Source organism: Streptomyces sp. NBC_01551 (assembly GCF_026339935.1).
Classification (GTDB): domain Bacteria; phylum Actinomycetota; class Actinomycetes; order Streptomycetales; family Streptomycetaceae; genus Streptomyces.
In genome coordinates this window covers 2,733,690-2,749,721 of sequence record NZ_JAPEPX010000001.1, presented here as the reverse complement: position 1 = coordinate 2,749,721, position 16,032 = coordinate 2,733,690, and the positions used below count along the sequence as shown (strand labels likewise).

Sequence of the window (16,032 nt, the reverse complement as noted above, 5' to 3'; positions counted from 1 at the left end):
CCTACCCCCGTCCCAGGATCAGCGTTCCCGACGAGCAGAACCAGCCCCCCGTGCCCGAGGCGAGGGCGATCTGCGGTAGGTGGCCGTTGCGGCGGGTGACCTGGCGGTCCGGGCCCGCCTCGCCGCGGAGTTGGCGGACCGCTTCCACCAGGAGGAACAGGCCGCGCATGCCCGGGTGGCAGGCCGAGAGGCCGCCGCCGTCCGTGTTGACCGGGAGTTCGCCGTCGCGCAGGAGGCGGCCCTTCTCGACGAAGGCGCCGCCCTCGCCCTTGGCGCAGAAGCCGAGGTCCTCCAGGGTGACCAGGGTCATGTAGGTGAAGGCGTCGTAGATTTCGGCGAGGTCCACGTCCGCCGGGGTGAGGCCCGCGCGGGCGAAGGCCTGGCGGCCCGAGACGGCCGCGGGGGAGACGGTGAAGTCCTCCCACTCCGACATGGTGGTGTGGGAGACGGAGGTGCCCGTGCCCAGGATCCACACCGGGGACTTGGCGGTGTCCGGTACGTAGTCCTCCGCCGCCAGCAGCACCGCGCAGCCGCCGTCCGAGCGGATGCAGCAGTGCAGCTTCGTGAACGGGTCCGCGATCATGTCGGCCGACAGGACGTCGTCGACCGTGATCGGGTCGCGGAACATCGCGTCCGGGTTGGTCGCCGCGTTCGCCCGGGCCTGGACGGCCACCGCGGCGAGCTGCTCCAGGGTCGTCCCGTACTCGTGCATGTGGCGGCGGGCCGCCATCGCGTACTTGGAGATCAGGGTGTGCCCGTACGGCACCTCGAACTGGAGCGGCCCCCGTGCTCCGAAGGAGAGGTTCGAGGTGCGGCGGCGGGCCTTGATGTCGGCCCGGGCCGTCGATCCGTAGACCAGGAGCACGGCGTTCGCGTGCCCGGCCGCGATCGCGTCCGCGGCGTGCGCCGCCATGACCTCCCAGGTGGAGCCGCCGACCGAGGTGGAGTCGACCCAGGTGGGGCGCAGCCCCAGGTACTCGGCCACCTCGACCGGCGCGAGCGTGCCGAGGCCCGCCGAGGCGAGGCCGTCGATGACGGAGCGGTCGAGGCCGGAGTCGGCCAGGGCCCGGCGGGCGGCCTGCGCGTGCAGGGCGTAGGGGGTGGGGCCGTCCACGCGGCCGCAGTCCGACAGGGCGACGCCGACGACCGCGACCCGGCGGCGGCGCGCGGAGGTGGCGGCGGCGGGTTCGGTCCCGGCGCCGGCGTGGAGGGGTCCAGACATGGCAGGCGACATGAGCCGACCGTACAACTGACGGTACGTCAGTTTCTAGTCCGCGGCGACCCGGCGCCCCCGCCCCCTGTGCATCTCGCCCGCCCCGCCCTAACATGACGCCCCGTCAGATACGGGGAGGAGCCCGCCGATGGACGCCGCCTTCACCGCGGAGCAGGACGAGATGCGCCGCACCCTGCGCGAGATCCTGGGCAAACGCTGCGGCCCGGACGAGGTCAAGGCCGCCGTCCGCACCGTCGCCGGATACGACCCGGAGCTGTGGCAGCAGCTCTCCGAGCGGCTCGGCCTGCCCGGCCTCGCCGTCGCCGAGGAGTACGGAGGCGTCGGCTGCACCCCCGCCGACCTGGCCCTGGCCTGCGAGGAGACCGGGCGGGCACTGCTGCCGTCGCCGCTGCTGGCCACCGCCGCGCTCGCCGTGCCGCTGGTCACCGCGCTCGGGACTGCCGCCCAGCGCTCCGCCCTGCTGCCGCGGCTCGCGGCCGGCGGGCTCACCGCCGCGCTCGTCGTCCCCGGCCCGGCCCTGGCCACCGCCCTCGCGCTGACCGGCGACAACACCGTCGGCGAATGGGCCGGCGGCGGTCGCGCCGGCGGGGTCCAGGCCCGCGCCGACGCGGCCGGCGGCGGCTGGCGGCTCTACGGGGAGGCCGCCCAGGTCCTCGACGGGCACAGCGCCGGGCTGCTCCTCGTCGCCGCGCACACCGGCGGCTTCGCCCGCAGCCGGATCCTGCTGTTCCTGGTGCGGGAGGACGCGCCCGGCCTCGTACGGACCCGGCAGACCGCCCTCGACGAGACCCGGCCGCAGGCGCGGGTGCAACTGCGCGACGTACCGGCCGAGTTGCTGGGCGACGGGACGTGCGAAGGGACCGGAGGCGGGACGTACGACGGGACCGGCGGGGGGATCGGCGGGGCGGTCGACGTGCCGGGCGCGCTCGCCGCCACCGGATGCACCGCGGCCGCCGTGCTCGCCTCCGAGGCGGTCGGCGCGGCCGGGCAGGCGCTCGCCCGCACGGTCGAGTACGTCTGCCGGCGCGAGCAGTTCGGCCGGCCGGTCGGGTCCTTCCAGGCGGTCAAACACCGGCTCGCCGACCTCTACGTACAGATCCAGGCGGCCCGCTCGGCGGCCTGTTACGCCGCCTGGGACCCGGACCAGGCGGGCCTCGCCCTCGCCCAGGCCCTGGAGGCTCTGCGGATCACCGCGGGCGAGGCGATCCAGCTGCACGGCGGCATCGGCTTCACCTGGGAGCACGACGCGCACCTCTACTTCAAGCGGGCCGCGGCCGACGAGCTGCTGTTCGGCCCCGTCCACCGGCTCCGGGCGCACGCCGCGGAACGGGCGGGCCTGTTCGACCGGCAACCGACCCAGGAGAGGGTGGCCGTCTGATGGCTCCCGGCGTCAAGCTCATGCAGAAGGTCTCCTCGACCGTGCTGTTCGCCAAGCTGGCACCGCACTTCATCCCCGCCCTGGACAAGGCGGTGCACAAGCTGACCCGCGGCAAGGTCATGCTCAGCGCCCAGATGCTCCCCGGTGTGATCCTCACCGCCAAGGGCGCCAAGACCGGCGAGCCGCGCACCACGCCGCTCGCCTGCATGCCGGAGGACGGCGGCAGGACCTGGCTGCTGATCGGCTCCAACTTCGGCCGACCGGGGCACCCGGCATGGACCGGGAACCTCCTCAAGAACCCCGACGCGGACGTGAGTTGGAAGGGTCGGGACATCGCCGTACGAGCCCGCCTGCTGGAGGGCGAGGAGCGCGCGGCGGCGTGGCGGGCGGTGCTGGGGTTCTGGCCGCCGTACGCGACGTACCAGGCGCGCATCGAGCGCGAGATCCGGCTGTTCCGCCTGGAGCGTCGCTGATCGCGGGGCGGCTGGCCGCGAGCGGCGGGCCGCAGGCGTAGCGGCTGACCGCGGGTGGTCGGGTGGTTGACGTGGCGGCGGATCCCCGGAGGAAGACCCCGGGGTCCGCCGTTACTTGGTCGGCTTCTTGCCGGTGATGCCCAGGTGCACGAGCAGCGCCAGGTTCGGCTTGAGCTCGGCCTGTTTCACGCCCCAGGTCTGGAAGCCCTTCTGGTGCGAGGCGACCGCGGCCAGCATCGCGACCAGGGATCCCGCCATGGCCGCCGGGCTGACGTCCTTGTCGACCTTGCCCTTGGCCTGGAGTTCCTTCATCGACTCCGTGAGGGAGTTGGTGACGGAGTTCAGGATCTTCATGCGGATCTTGTAGAACCGCTTGTCGCCCTCGGCCGCGCCGAGGTCGACGACCCGGAGGATCGCGTCGTTGGCCCGCCAGAAGTCCAGGAATCCCTCGACGAGTTCCTCGGCCGCCGCCCAGCCGGCCTTGCCGACCCAGTTCCGGCCCTCGACGAGCGACGTCAACTGCGCGCCCTCGGTGGCCATTTGCTCGGCGATCTCCAGGACGGCGCCTTCGACGTCCGGGAAATACTGGTAGAAGGTCGCGGGGGAGGTACCGGCCTTGCGCGCGACGTCGATCACCTTGACGTCGCGGTACGGCGAGGAGCTGAGCATCTCGCTGAGGCAGTCGAGCAGCTTCTGCCGCGTCGCCTGGCCGCGCCGGCCGGCGACACGCCCGTCGACGGTGCGTACTTGTCCTGTCATGCCGTCAGCTTACCGAGGGGTGATCGGCGCGCGATTCGGCCGCCTGCAAATGGGGTTACCCGGCCGCCTCACACGCCCGCGGGGCTGGAATCGGCCCGGCCCGGGCCCGGTGGTGAGGCGGGGCCGGGGGCGTGCCGTCGGGGCCGGGCGGTGCCGGCGAGGCCGGAATCGGCCCCGGTACGTATCGTGGCGTATCCCCCGAATAGTCTTATCAACAGGCTGTGGACAAGTTTTCGGGCACATCCTGTTTCAGGGGCACAACGGAAGGAACCGGGCTCATGGCCGCATTCGCGGAAGGCGCACCCTGCTGGGTCGACGCCTCCCTCCCGGACGTCGAGGCGGGCAAGCGCTTCTACGGTGAGCTCTTCGGGTGGACCTTCGGCCCCGGCGCGGGACCCCAGTACGGCGGCTACACCCAGGCGTACAGCCTCGGCCGCAACGTCGCCGCCCTCGCCCCCAAGCCCGACGGCCGGATGCCGACCGTCTGGGGCGTCTACCTGTACACCTCGGACGCCTACGCCTGCGCCGCCCGCATCCGCGCCGCCGGCGGCCAGATGGTGATGGACCCCCAGCCCGTCGGCCCGTACGGCACGGCCGCCATGGCCGCCGACCCCGGCGGGGCCGTCTTCGGCCTCTGGCAGCCCGGCACCCACCACGGCTTCGACGCCCAGCAGGAGCCGTACACGTACTGCTGGGCGGAGGTCTACACCCGCGCCCGCGACGCCGTGGACGTCTTCTACGCCAAGGTCTTCGGCTACGTCCCCGAGGACCAGGACGACCCCGAGAGCGGCGTCGAGTACCGGGTCTGGTCCCCGCCCGGCAGCGCCCCCGGCTCCGACACCGCCGTCCTCGGCCGGACCTTGATCACCGACGCCTTCCCGGAGATCATGCCGGCGCACTTCCTGCTCTACTTCGCGGTCCCCGACTGCGACCAGACGGTCGCCACGGCCAAGCGCCTCGGCGGCCGGGTCACGGCCGATCCCTTCGATACGCCGTACGGGCGGATCGCCGTCCTCGCGGACAATCAGGGGGCCGTCTTCGGCATCCTCTCGGAGCCTCGTGCGAAAGCACAGCCTGAGCAGGGACCGGAGCAGGCGCGGGCCTGACAGAATCGGGGTTGCGCGACCCCGGGGCGGCGCCCCGGAGTGAGACGCTGCACGGGGCCGACCGCCGCGTGCCGCCGCGCGACCGGTGGAAACGGGCCCGGCGAGGGTCCGTACGGGGAGGTGTGGAGGCGAGTGGTGGAGCAGCTGACGCAGCACGACCCGAGACGGATCGGCCCCTTCGAGGTGCTGGGACGGCTCGGCGCCGGCGGCATGGGGCTGGTCTATCTCGCACGGTCGGCGTCCGGACGCAGAGTCGCGATCAAGACGGTGCGCACCGAGCTCGCCGAGGACCAGCTGTTCCGGGTGCGCTTCACCCGCGAGGTGGAGGCCGCGCGCGCGGTGTCCGGCTTCTACACGGCGGCCGTCGTCGACGCCGACCCGCGCGCCGCCGTGCCGTGGCTGGCGACCGCGTACGTCCCGGCGCCCTCCCTGGAGGAGATCGTCAACGAGTGCGGGCCGATGCCCGCCCAGGCCGTACGGTGGCTCGCGGCCGGCATCGCCGAGGCGCTGCAGTCCATCCACGGGGCGGGGCTGGTGCACCGCGACCTGAAGCCGTCCAACGTGCTGGTCGTCGAGGACGGCCCCCGCGTGATCGACTTCGGCATCGCGAGCGGCGTCTCCAACACCCGCCTGACCATGACGAACGTCGCGGTCGGCACCCCTGCGTACATGTCGCCCGAGCAGGCGAAGGACTCGCGCAGCGTCAAGGGCGCCAGCGACGTGTTCTCGCTCGGCTCGACGCTCGTCTTCGCCGCGACCGGGCATCCGCCGTACCACGGGGCGAACCCGGTGGAGACGGTGTTCATGCTGCTGCGCGAGGGCCCCAACCTGGAGGGGCTCCCCGAGGAGCTGCGGCCGCTGATCGAGTCCTGCATGCAGATGGACGCGACGCTGCGGCCCACCCCGGCCGACCTCCAGGCCCAGCTGGCCCCGCACCTCTTCGACGGCGGCGACGACAGCGGCACCGCCTCCGCGTGGCTGCCCGGCCGGGCCGTCGCGATGATCGAGGCCCGCCGGGCCGGGCAGCGCACCGCCCCGGCCACGCCGGTCCCGCGCCCGTCGCCCGGTCCCGGTTCGGGTTCGGGTTCGGGTTCCGAGGCGGCCACCCACCGCCGCCCGCGCGGCGTCGAGCCGTACGTGGACCCGCGCACCGGGCACGCGGCCCCGCCGCGCCCGCACCATCCGCCGATGTCCCCGGTGCGCTCGGGCGAGCCGGTGCGGCTCGGCGGCTCGCCGGTGCCGATCGGTCCCGGTCCGCGGGCGGGCGTCGTGGCGTCGGCCGGGCAGGCCGCGGCGGATTCGGCGACCGGATGGGTGCGCCCGCCGGGCGGCTCCTCGGCGGCGGCGGTGGAAGCCGTCGCGGGCATCCCCGGGCCGGGTTCCTCCGCCTCCTCCGCCTCCTCCGTCTCCTCCGTTTCCGGTGCGGGCCCTCGTACGAGCTCCCGTACCGGCGCTCCCGCACCGGACAGCGGCCGCTGGCGGCCGTGGCGCTTCCGCATGTCCAACGAGGTGTGGGGCACCCCGACCGTCGCCGGTGACCTGCTGTACGTCACCTCCTTCGAGGTGCACGCCCTGGACGTGGCCAGCGGCCGCCGCCAGTTCAAGACGCGCGACGTCGCCTGGTCCATGGCCGTCGCCGACGGCAGGATCCACGCCTCCGACGGCCCCTCCCTCTTCGCCCTCGACGCCACCGACGGCTCCGAGCGCTGGCGGGTCTCCGCCGACGCCTGGGTGTACGCCCTGCGCGCCGAGCGCGGCACCGTCGTCACCGCCACGCGCGGCGGCGGCGTACAGGGCTGGGAGGCCTCCAACGGCCAGAAGCTGTGGGAGCTGACCGGCGCGCAGACCGACTTCGAGACCCCGGAGGCGGCCCCCGTCCTCCACGACGGCACGGTGTACGTGTGGCAGGACGCCCGGCTGCGCGCCCTGGACGCCCGCTCCGGCCTGGAGGCCTGGTCGTACCCGGTCGGCGACGCGGCGTCCTGCGCGAACGTGCCCGTACGGGTCACTCCCGCGCCCGACGGCAACGTCTACGTGAGCGCCGGCACCCGCGTGCTGTCGGTCGACCGGGCCTCTGGCCGGGTCCGCTGGCACTTCGAGGCCCCGGCGGTGTTCCTGGCGGCCCCGGCCTTCGCGCCGGGCGCGGCGGTCACGGGCGGCGGGGTCTACCTCGCCGACCACCTGGGCACCGTCTACGCCCTGGACGCGCTGACCGGCACCGACCGCTGGCGCATCGCGACCGAGCCGCGGCCGTCCTCGGACCCGGTGCTGGTCGTGGGCGGCAACGTCCACCTCGGGGCGGGCAGCGCGCTGTACACCCTGGACGCGGTCACGGGCACCCCGAAGTGGCGGTTCGCGGCGGGCGGCGAGATCACCGGCCCGCCGGCGGTCGCGGACGGCCGGGTGCACTTCGGCTCGGCGGACCACTGCCTGTACACCCTGGACGCGGCGGGGGGCCAGCTCCGCTGGAAGCTCGCCACGGGCGGGGAGATCACCGGTGCCCCGGTGGCCGAGGCGGGCGTGGTCTACGCGTGCAGCAAGGACCGCTGCGTGTACGCCCTGGACGCGGCCAAGGGAACCGGCACCCGTACGAGCACCTGACCTGGGACGTCGCCCGGCCCGGGCCCGCGCGGGGCCCGGCCCGGCGCGCGGCCCGGTGCCCGGTTCGGGCGGCGCCCGGGCCCCGCTGAGTCGCGTACGGCACCGGGAGTGACAGGATGGACCCCATGAGCAACGTTTACTTCGACATCAAGATCGACGGCCAGGACGCCGGCCGTATCGTCTTCAACCTCTTCGACGAGGTCGTCCCGCAGACCGCGCGGAACTTCCGCGAGCTGGCCACCGGCCAGAACGGCTTCGGCTACGCGGGCTCCGGCTTCCACCGCGTCATCCCGCAGTTCATGCTGCAGGGCGGTGACTTCACCAACCACAACGGCACCGGTGGCAAGAGCATCTACGGCGAGAAGTTCGCCGACGAGAACTTCCAGCTGAAGCACGACCGCCCGTACCTGCTGTCGATGGCGAACGCCGGCCGCAACACCAACGGCTCGCAGTTCTTCATCACGACCGTCGTCACCCCGTGGCTGGACGGCAAGCACGTCGTCTTCGGCGAGGTCGTCCAGGGCCAGGAGATCGTGGACACGATCGAGAAGCTCGGCACCCCCTCGGGCGCCACCCGCGGCAAGATCGAGATCGCCGCCTCGGGCGTCGTCGAAGCCGCCTGATTTTCCCCGCCTTTCACGGCTGGCCGGCCCCGTCCCCTCGCGGGACGGGGCCGCCGTCATGCCCGGGCCCGGCGGGGCCCGGGGCGCGGGCCCGGCGGGGCTCGAGGGGCGGGGGCTCCGGCTACGCCGTGGCCACGGCGAGCATGTGCGAGCTCGCGGCGAGCAGGTCCGGGTGCGGCTCGGCCAGCTGCGCCGCCGTCAGCGCGGCCTCGAACATCTTCGTGTCGGCCAGGCTGCTCCCGGTGTGCTGTTCGGCGGCCTTGAGCGCCGACCACGCCGGGCCCTCGATGCCGTGGCCGCTTCGCGCAGGGCCCGGATGCGGTCGCCGGGGTCGAGCAGGTGGTACAGCGGGCCCAGGACGAGCGCGACGTCGTACGAGTCGTCGGCGGCGGACAACGCGCGGGCATCGCCGAGCGCGCTGCTGAACCCGGCGGCGGCAGCCTCCGCGACGTGACGCGGTACCGGGTCGATCGGGTCGACGTCGTAGCCGTCCTTGGTCAGCCATCGTGCGTGCGCGCCGGGTCCGCCACCGATGTCGATGACCTTGGCCGGCGCGATCGGAAGGTGGCGCCGCAGCAGCTCTTGGGTGCGGACCATCTCCAGCAAGCCGTCCGCGCTGCTGCTCAGCCGGTCGGATTCGCTGATCGTCTCGCTGTAGAAGGCGATGATTTCCGGGCCTACGGAGTGTGTCGGCATGGGGTGATTGCCACGGACTTCCCCCGGGCGTCCGACTGCCGCTGAGGGGAGTCGGGTGTGGTCCGCTCCCGGTCAAAACGCGTGTACCCCCCGTGGGTTGGGGGGTACGGCGGCGGCCGGGGACGGGCCCGGGAGGGGTCAGGCGCGGGACTTGTCGATCTTCGTCTTCAGGGCGCCGAGCAGGCCCTTGAGGAGTTCGATCGAGGTCTCGTCCGTCAGGTTGCCCGCCTCGTCGAAGCGCTCGGAGGAGCGGAAGAGGATGACCTCGGGCTTGACGACGACGTCGCTGTCCGTCCACACGAACACCTGGCGCAGCGCCAGCTGGGCGCGGACCGAGCCGAAGTTCGTCGGGGCGGCGCCCGAGATCGCGATCGGCTTGCGCAGCAGCGGCAGGCCCTCGGTCTTGGTCCAGTCGGTGCTGATCCAGTCGATGGCGTTCTTCAGGGTGCCGGGGATCGAGTAGTTGAACTCCGGCGTCGCGATGAACAGGCCGTCCGCCTCCGCGACGAGCCGGCGCAGTTCGTTGACGACCGCCGGGCGGTCCTGCGGGTTGTCGATGTCCATGTCGTACGGGGGGATCTCGCGCAGGCCCTCGTAGATCTCGATGTTCAGGCCGCCGGGCTGGTGCTTCTGTGCGGCGCGCACCAGGGCGGTGTTGTGCGAGGCGGCGCGCAGGCTGCCGGAGATGGCGAGGATCTTGTACTCGGACATGGGTTCCCCCTGGGAAGGCGTCGGCGGGACGTCGCGGGACGTCGGCAAGGCACGTGCTGCGTCGGGCTGTTGGCGGCTCGACGGGGATGAGACTAAACCGTGTAGTTCAACCTCGCAACTACACCGTTTGGTTTAGTTCGGGGGTAGGGTGAGTCCCATGAGCGCACCCGCCGCCACTGACGTGTACGACGCCTTCGGGATCCCGGTGATCCCCGACGCGGCCGGTGTCTCGCGGGCCAAGCGGAGCGCGATCACCAAGGCCGCCGTGGCCGAGTTCCTCGCCGGCGGCTACAGCGCCGCCTCCGTCGACGCCATCGCCTCCCGCGCCGAGGTCTCCAAGCCGACCGTGTACAAGCACTTCGGCAGCAAGGAGCGGCTCTTCCTCGCCGTCATCGGCGGCGTCCTCGGCAACGCCTACGCCGGCCTGGAGCCCTGCGCAAACATGCTCACCCGCGCCCCTGACCTGCGCGAAGCCCTCGTCGCGGTACAGGCCGACTGGATGCGGCTCCAGCTCTGCGACCGGCTGACGTCGCTGCGCCGCCTCGTCATCGGCGAGGCCGAGCGCTTCCCGCAGCTCGGCCGCCTCTGGTACCTGCGCAGCTACGCCGCCATGAACAGCCCCCTGGTCGAGGCCGTCCGGGTGCTCGTCGCGCGCGGGGTGCTCGACGTACCGGACGTGGAACTCGCCGTCCGGCAGCTGGTCGCGGTCACCGTGTCGGTCCCGCAGCTCGCGAAGGCCTTCGACCCGGCGTACCGGGTGTCGGAGGCGGAACTGCGGGACCGGGCGGGCCTCGGGGTGGACCTCTTCCTCAGCCGGTACGGCCGCGCCGGCTCCTGATAGCGTGGCCCGCCGTTGTCCACGGGGGAGGGGTTCGGGCCATGGTGGCTGGACGTCGGATCAGGTTCGCGGCGGTGCTCGCGGCCGTCGTACTGGCGCTCACGGGCTTCTCGTCGAGCGGCGGCAAGAGTGACGGCAAGGGCAGCGGCAAGGGCAACGGCAAGAGCAGCGGCGGCGGGTGTTCGAGCTCCAAGAGCGGCAAGCCGAAGAAGAAGTCCTACGGCGGCGGCGGGGGCAGCGGCGCCGACGCGACCGCCCCGGCCACCCCCACCGCCACCTCGACGCCGACCGCCCCGCCCGCCCACGCCGAGGTCGTCACCTGCGCCGGCCCGGGCCGTACGAAGGCCACCCTCAAGGTCACCTCCGACACGGCGGGCGACCGCACCTTCCGGGTGCCCCTCGTCTTCGAGGGCGCGGCCGGCCGCGTCGACTCCGCCTCCGTCGAGGTCGCGCTGAAAGCGCGCGAGAGCCGGACCGTGGAGGTGCCGATGGACCTCCCGGCCAAGGCCGGGGACGTGCGCGGCTGCGTCATCGGGCGGATCGACGCCGTCCCGACCGCCACTGCGAGCCCCGGCGAGACTTCCACCGACGGCGGCTCCGGCATCGGCAAGCCCAAGCCGAAGTCCACCTCCAAGCCGAAGCCCAAGCGCACCCGCTGACCGGCCGGCGCTCACCGCACCCGGGGCTCCGGCGCCTCCCGCCGCCCCGCGAACAGCGAGGCCTGCCGCTCCGGAGTCAGGTTCCCCAGCGCGATAAGCGCCGGCGCCTGGTCCAGGGCCTGTTGCAGCGCCGCCCGCTTCGCGGACCACAGCGCCCGTACGGTGCCCTGCACGCCCTCCGTCGGAAATCCGGCCAGAGTCTGCGCCGCCCGCAGCGCCGCCGGGAGCAGCTCCCCGGGCGCCGTCAGCTCGGAGACCAGGCCGATCTCGTAGGCCCGGCGCGCCGAGAGCCGTTCCGCCGTGCCCATCAGGGACATCCGGGCGACCTCGCCGAACGGCATCCGCTGCGCCATGTAGACGGCCTCGTAGGCGCTGACCATCCCGTACGTGGTGTGCGGGTCGAAGAAGCTCGCCGTGTCGGAGGCGATCAGGAACTCCGCCTCGCCCAGGACGTAGAAGGCGCCGCCGCAGGCCATGCCGTTGACGGCGGCGATCACCGGCTTCCACAGGTCGTTGGCCTTCGGGCCGATCGCCACCAGCGGGTCGTCGACCGAGTACGGGGAACCCGGCTGCGGGACCTGGACCGAGCGGTCGATGCCGGTGCAGAACGCGGCCGTCCCGGCGCCCGTCACCACCGCCGCCCGCACCTCGTCCTCGAACCGGAACTCACGCCACACGGCGGCCAGTTCGGCGGCCGTCTCCAGGTCGACGGCGTTGTGCCGGCGCTCCCGGTCCAGGGTGACGACCGCGACCCCGGTCGCCTTGTCCCGCTCCACCCGCACCGTCACGACCGCTCCAGCAGCCAGCGGGGCACGGCCATCCCGCCGGTCTCGGTGAACGCGACCTGGACCCGGGCGCCGATGCGCAGCCGCCCCGGGTCCACCGAGTCGAGCGGGGCGTCGGGGGAGGCCACCAGGTTCCCGGCGAGCCGGATCCCCGGCGCGTCGGCGAGCTCCACGAGGATCACGTTGTACGGGGCCTGCGCCGCGTAGGCGGGCAGCAGGGGCGGGTGCGGCCGGACGTACGACCAGATACGCCCGCGTCCGCTCATCAGGCGCCACTCGGAGTCGAACGACTGGCAATGCGGGCAGCACGGTCTGGGCGGGAAGCGGAGTCTGCCGCAGGAGGCGCAGGCCTGGATCCGCAGCTCGCCCCGGGCGGCGTACTCCCAGAAGGGCGCGCCGTCCTCGTCCGGGACGGGAAGCAGCAGCTCGTCGGCGGAGGCGGAGGCGGAGGCGGAGGCGGAAGCGGAAGCGGAAGCAGTGGCAGCAGTGGCAGCAGTGGCCGCGTCGGCGGCCGGGGTCGTCGTCATCGTCGCTCGCTCCTCAGGCTCGCAGCAGGATCGCGGACGTCGGGACGCCCTCGCCCGCCGTCACCAGGCAGGTCGCGGCGTCCGGCACCTGTGCGGTGGAGATGCCGCGCAGTTGCTTGACGCCCTCGTTGATCAGGTTGAAGCCGTGTACGTAGGCCTCGCTGAGTCCGCCGCCGCCCGTGTTGACGGGCAGCCGGCCGCCCATCTCCAGCGCCCCGCCCTCGGTGAACGCGGCGCCCTCGCCGCGCCCGCAGAAGCCGTAGCCCTCCAGGGACAGCGGGATCAGCGGGGTGAACGCGTCGTAGATCTGGGCCACGTCCACGTCCTGCGGCCCGAAGTCGGCCTGCTTCCACAGGTGCCGGGCGGCGGTCCAGGCCGGCCCGGACAGCGGGTCGTCGTTCCAGTAGTTGACCATCCCGTGGTGCTGGGCGGGCAGCCCCTGGGCCACGGAGTGCACGTACACCGGCTTCTGCCGGCAGTCCCGGGCCCGCTCGGCGGAGACGATCACGCAGGCCAGCGCCCCGTCCGTCTCCAGACAGTTGTCGAAGAGGCAGAGCGGCTCGCTGATCATGCGGGCGGTCATGTACATCTCGCGGGTCAGCGGTCGCTCGTACATCATCGCGGCCGGGTTCTCGTTGGCCCGGTTGCGGCAGGCCATCGCGACGTTGAACAGGTGCTCGCGGGTGGCCCCGTACTCGTGCATGTAGCGCCGGGCCAGCATGCCGATCTCGTCGGCCGGCCGCAGCAGCCCGAACGGGCGGGTCCACTGGCCGGGGGTGGGCAGCTGTACGGCGGTGTTCTTCCAGGGGCGCGGCCCCGAGCCGCGTTTGCGGGAGCGCCAGGCGACGCCCACGCTCGCCTGCCCGGTGGCGACGGCGGCCGCGAGGTGGCCGACGGTGGCGCAGGAGCCGCCGCCGCCGTAGCCGACCTTGGAGAAGAAGGTGACGTCGCCGGCGCCGATGGCCTTGGCGACCTCGACCTCGTCGGTCTCCTCCATCGTGTACGAGGCGAAGGCGTCGACCTCGGAGGGGGCGATGCCGGCGTCCGCGAGGGCGGCCAGAATCGCACGGCACGCCAATTCCTTCTCGGACTGCGGGAGCCGTTTGGCAAAGGCCGTCTGCCCGATCCCGACTATCGCCGTAGCGTCCTTGAGTGTTATGGCCATCGCCACCTCCGGGGCTGCGCCAGTACTGACAGCCGCGAAGGCTACAGCTAATCTGACGGATAGTCAGCTACTGGGAGGGGAGTGCGATGACCGAAGACGCGCGGGGCGATCTGCGCTGGGGCAGCATCGCGGGGCTGGTGCGCGAGGCGGCGCTGCGGTACGCCGACCGCGAGGCCGTCGTCGACGGCCGCGTCCGGATCGACTACGCCCAGCTCGGCGAGCGCGTCGAGCGCGCCGCGGCCGCCTGCATGGCCGCCGGGGTGGAGCCGGGCGACCGGGTCGCCGTCTGGGCGCCCAACACCCTGGAGTGGATCGTCTGCGCCCTCGGCGCCGTCTCCGCGGGCGCCGTCCTCGTCCCCCTCAACACCCGTTTCAAGGGCGCCGAAGCCGCGTACGTCCTCCAGCGCAGCCGCGCCAGGCTCCTCTTCGTCACCGGCACCTTCCTCGGCACCTCCTACGTCGCCTCCCTGCGCCGCGCCGCGGCCGAAGGCCCCGGCACCGGGCCGCTGCCCGGGCTGGAACACCTGGAGCAGGTCGTCGTCCTCGCCGAGGACGCCCCGGAGTCCTTCCGCACCTGGAAGGACTTCCTGGCCGGCGGGGACGCCGTGGCGGCCGGGGCCGTCCGCGAGCGCGCCGACGCGATCCGCCCCGACGCCCCCTCCGACATCGTCTTCACCTCCGGCACCACCGGCAGCCCCAAGGGCGCCGTCATCACCCACGCCCAGACCCTGCGCTGCTACGACGTGTGGAGCGAGCTGGCCGGACTGCGCGAGGGCGACCGCTACCTGATCGTGAACCCCTTCTTCCACACCTTCGGCTACAAGGCCGGGATCATCGCCTGCCTGACGCGCGGCGCGACGATGGTCCCGCAGCCCGTCTTCAACGTGGACACCGTCCTCGCCAACGTCGCCGCCGAGCGGATCTCCGTACTCCCCGGGCCGCCCACCCTGCACCAGTCGCTCCTGGACCACCCGCAGCGCGACCACCACGACCTGTCGGCGCTGCGCCTGGTCGTCACCGGCGCGGCCGTCGTCCCGCTGCGCCTGGTCGAACGGCTGCGCGGCGAGCTGCGGATCGCCACCGTGCTCACCGCGTACGGACTGTCCGAGGCCAGCGGCATCGTCACCATGTGCCGGCGCGGCGACTCGGCCGAGGTCATCGCCGAGACCTCCGGGCGGGCCGTCCCCGACACCGAGGTGATCGTCGCGGACACCGACGGCCGGGCACTGCCGGCCGGGCAGGCGGGCGAGGTGTGGGTGCGCGGCCACCATGTCATGCGGGGCTACTTCGAGGACCCGGACGAGACCGCGAAGGCCATCACCCCCGAGGGCTGGCTGCGCACCGGCGACGTCGGGGTCCTCGACGCGGACGGCAACCTGCGCATCACCGACCGGATCAAGGACATGTTCATCGTCGGCGGCTTCAACGCCTACCCCGCCGAGATAGAGCAGCTCCTCGGCCTGCACCCGGACATCGCGGACGTCGCGGTCGTCGGCGTCCCCGACGCGCGGCTCGGCGAGGTCGGCAAGGCGTACGCGGTGCGGCGCCCCGGCGCCACCCTCACCGCCGACGACCTGATCGCCTGGTCGCGCCGGGAGATGGCCAACTACAAGGTTCCCCGCGAGGTGGAGTTCGTCGGGGAGCTGCCGCGCAACGCCAGTGGCAAGGTGCTGAAGCGGGAACTCCGCTCGCGCTGAGCCGACTTCGCCGCCGCAGCGTCCGATGCGGTCAGGGGCGCCGGGCCAGGACCAGCCGCCAGTGCGGACTGCCGTCCTCCCGGCGCCCGAAGTGCTCCAGCGGCGCTGTCTCCACCGTGAACCCGGCCGCGCGCAGGTCGGCGCGGACGCCGCTCAGCGGGAACGTCCGGTAGTACATGACGAACGGCGGCCGCCACACCGCGTTGCGCACCCGCATCGCCGCGTCGAAGCCCGTCAGCATCCACCACAGCCCGGAGCCCGTCGGGATCGGCGCCCCGATCGGGAACGCGAACAGCCCGCCGGGGCGCAGCGCCGCGTGGACCCCGGCGAAGAGGGCGGGCCGCTCGGCCGGCAGGAAGTGCCCGAAGGCCCCGAAGCTGACCGCCAGGTCGTACGAATCCGCCAGCGCGGGCGGCAGCGCCCGCGCGTCGGCCCGTACGAAGTCCACCCCGTCGGGGTGCGCCCGCGCGGCCTCGGCCAGCATCCCGGCGCTGACGTCCACCCCGGTCACCCGGTCCCGGCACAGCCGGCGCAGCATGCCCAGCCCGGCGCCGGTGCCGCAGCACAGGTCCAGCCCGGCGCCGAAGGAGCCCTCCCGCTGCGCCAGGGTCTCCTCGACGGCGTCGAGGATCCGGTCCGGGGTGCGGAAGGGCGTCTGGTCGAACTTGGGCGAGAGCAGGTCGTAGCCCCGCTCGACGGAGGAGAGGGCCTGCACGGCCAGCTCGCGGACACTGGGCCCCTGGGAGGTGAACACCCCTTCAGCCTAGGCGCTCCCGTGTC

The 16,032-nt window shown here is 73.3% G+C and carries 15 protein-coding genes and 1 pseudogene; 8 read left to right on the top strand and 8 right to left on the bottom strand.

All coding sequences use genetic code 11. The annotated features are described in order from the left end of the window. Position 1: 1 nt before the first annotated feature. Entirely contained in the window at positions 2 to 1,222 is a 1,221-nt protein-coding gene (locus OG982_RS12165; RefSeq protein ID WP_266787482.1) for an acetyl-CoA acetyltransferase, read from the bottom strand. A gap of 139 nt (positions 1,223 to 1,361) precedes the next feature. Between OG982_RS12165 and OG982_RS12160 the strand changes: the two genes are divergently transcribed. Beyond that, positions 1,362 to 2,612: an acyl-CoA dehydrogenase family protein gene (locus OG982_RS12160; protein ID WP_266787484.1), complete on the top strand. Its 1,251-nt coding sequence runs from the start codon at positions 1,362 to 1,364 to the stop codon at positions 2,610 to 2,612. Then, on the top strand, positions 2,612 to 3,085 hold the full coding sequence (locus OG982_RS12155; protein WP_266787486.1) for a nitroreductase family deazaflavin-dependent oxidoreductase: 474 nt from the start codon (positions 2,612 to 2,614) through the stop codon (positions 3,083 to 3,085). Before OG982_RS12160 ends, OG982_RS12155 begins: the two co-directional genes overlap by 1 nt. A 111-nt stretch (positions 3,086 to 3,196) precedes the next feature. On the opposite strand, the gene OG982_RS12150 is transcribed toward OG982_RS12155, so the two are convergent. Next, a complete protein-coding gene (locus tag OG982_RS12150) occupies positions 3,197 to 3,844 on the bottom strand; it encodes a TetR family transcriptional regulator (protein ID WP_266787488.1) in 648 nt (215 codons plus the stop codon). Between the two features lie 278 nt (positions 3,845 to 4,122). Between OG982_RS12150 and OG982_RS12145 the strand changes: the two genes are divergently transcribed. The 3 genes from OG982_RS12145 (at position 4,123) to OG982_RS12135 (ending at position 8,174) form a co-directional block, all read left to right on the top strand. After that, positions 4,123 to 4,950 (top strand): VOC family protein, encoded by an 828-nt coding sequence (locus OG982_RS12145; protein WP_266787490.1) that lies wholly within the window; start codon positions 4,123 to 4,125, stop codon positions 4,948 to 4,950. Positions 4,951 to 5,082: 132 nt separating this feature from the next. Next, complete coding sequence (locus OG982_RS12140; protein ID WP_266787492.1) at positions 5,083 to 7,551, top strand: PQQ-binding-like beta-propeller repeat protein; 2,469 nt, start codon at positions 5,083 to 5,085, stop codon at positions 7,549 to 7,551. Between the two features lie 125 nt (positions 7,552 to 7,676). Then, a complete protein-coding gene (locus OG982_RS12135) occupies positions 7,677 to 8,174 on the top strand; it encodes a peptidylprolyl isomerase (protein WP_266787494.1) in 498 nt (165 codons plus the stop codon). A 121-nt stretch (positions 8,175 to 8,295) separates the two neighbouring features. Here the strand turns inward: OG982_RS12135 and OG982_RS12130 are convergent. Further along, a pseudogene (locus OG982_RS12130) lies at positions 8,296 to 8,870 on the bottom strand (class I SAM-dependent methyltransferase). Positions 8,871 to 9,008: 138 nt separating this feature from the next. Continuing rightward, positions 9,009 to 9,581 carry an NADPH-dependent FMN reductase gene (locus tag OG982_RS12125; protein ID WP_266787496.1) on the bottom strand — a complete coding sequence of 191 codons (573 nt, stop codon included), beginning with the start codon at positions 9,579 to 9,581 and terminating at the stop codon, positions 9,009 to 9,011. A 157-nt stretch (positions 9,582 to 9,738) separates the two neighbouring features. Here OG982_RS12125 and OG982_RS12120 point away from each other — a divergent pair, with 157 nt between their 5' ends. Together OG982_RS12120 and OG982_RS12115 are read left to right on the top strand one after the other, a co-directional pair. Further along, positions 9,739 to 10,419 carry a TetR/AcrR family transcriptional regulator gene (locus OG982_RS12120; RefSeq protein WP_266787497.1) on the top strand — a complete coding sequence of 227 codons (681 nt, stop codon included), beginning with the start codon at positions 9,739 to 9,741 and terminating at the stop codon, positions 10,417 to 10,419. 41 nt (positions 10,420 to 10,460) lie between these two features. Next, positions 10,461 to 11,078 carry a hypothetical protein gene (locus OG982_RS12115; protein ID WP_266787499.1) on the top strand — a complete coding sequence of 206 codons (618 nt, stop codon included), beginning with the start codon at positions 10,461 to 10,463 and terminating at the stop codon, positions 11,076 to 11,078. Positions 11,079 to 11,089: 11 nt separating this feature from the next. Here OG982_RS12115 and OG982_RS12110 read toward each other — a convergent pair whose 3' ends face one another. From OG982_RS12110 to OG982_RS12100, 3 genes are all read right to left on the bottom strand, one after another. Next, entirely contained in the window at positions 11,090 to 11,866 is a 777-nt protein-coding gene (locus OG982_RS12110; protein ID WP_266787501.1) for an enoyl-CoA hydratase/isomerase family protein, read from the bottom strand. Then, complete coding sequence (locus tag OG982_RS12105) at positions 11,863 to 12,288, bottom strand: Zn-ribbon domain-containing OB-fold protein (RefSeq protein ID WP_266792005.1); 426 nt, start codon at positions 12,286 to 12,288, stop codon at positions 11,863 to 11,865. Before OG982_RS12105 ends, OG982_RS12110 begins: the two co-directional genes overlap by 4 nt. 115 nt (positions 12,289 to 12,403) lie before the next feature. Beyond that, positions 12,404 to 13,555 (bottom strand): lipid-transfer protein, encoded by a 1,152-nt coding sequence (locus OG982_RS12100; RefSeq protein ID WP_266787503.1) that lies wholly within the window; start codon positions 13,553 to 13,555, stop codon positions 12,404 to 12,406. An 86-nt stretch (positions 13,556 to 13,641) separates the two neighbouring features. Here OG982_RS12100 and OG982_RS12095 point away from each other — a divergent pair, with 86 nt between their 5' ends. Then, positions 13,642 to 15,252: a FadD3 family acyl-CoA ligase gene (locus tag OG982_RS12095; protein WP_266787504.1), complete on the top strand. Its 1,611-nt coding sequence runs from the start codon at positions 13,642 to 13,644 to the stop codon at positions 15,250 to 15,252. A 31-nt stretch (positions 15,253 to 15,283) separates the two neighbouring features. Here OG982_RS12095 and OG982_RS12090 read toward each other — a convergent pair whose 3' ends face one another. Further along, positions 15,284 to 16,006, bottom strand: a complete 723-nt coding sequence (locus OG982_RS12090; RefSeq protein WP_266787506.1) for a class I SAM-dependent methyltransferase — start codon at positions 16,004 to 16,006, stop codon at positions 15,284 to 15,286. Positions 16,007 to 16,032: the final 26 nt, after the last annotated feature.